Here is a 413-nt window from a genome sequence, read left to right as displayed (position 1 = left end):
GTGGTTGCCGAGTCGGTGGCGTCGGTGTTGCCGGGGTATATGCGTCCGTCGGTGTGGGTGCGGTTGGATGTGATGCCGCTGACGTCGTCGGGCAAGGTGGATCGTAAGGCGTTGCCTGCGCCGGTGTTCGAGGCTGTCGAGTATGTGGCTCCGGCTTCGGATGCCGAGGAGCGGGTTGCGGCGGTGTTTGCGACTTTGCTTGATGCCGAGCGGGTTTCGGTGACCGAGTCGTTCTTCGATTTGGGTGGTAACTCGTTGTCGGCGATGCGTTTGGTGGCGCGGGTGTCGGATGCGTTGGGTGTGCAGGTCGGTATCCGGGATGTGTTCGATGCGCCGTCAGTGCGGGATCTGGTTGCCGCGGTGGCCGATCGTCGTCCTGCTCTGCCGCCGGTGAGTCGTGTCGAGTCTCGGCC

The 413-nt window shown here is 64.2% G+C and carries 1 protein-coding gene; it reads left to right on the top strand.

From position 1 onward, the window contains the following. On the top strand, nucleotides 1-413 hold a 413-nt coding region (locus OK17_RS21375; protein ID WP_461418689.1), incomplete at both ends, for a phosphopantetheine-binding protein.

It is taken from the genome of Gordonia sp. GN26, assembly GCF_054823965.1.
Note: the sequence above shows the minus strand (reverse complement) of the source record. Positions and strands in the feature narration are given on the sequence as shown.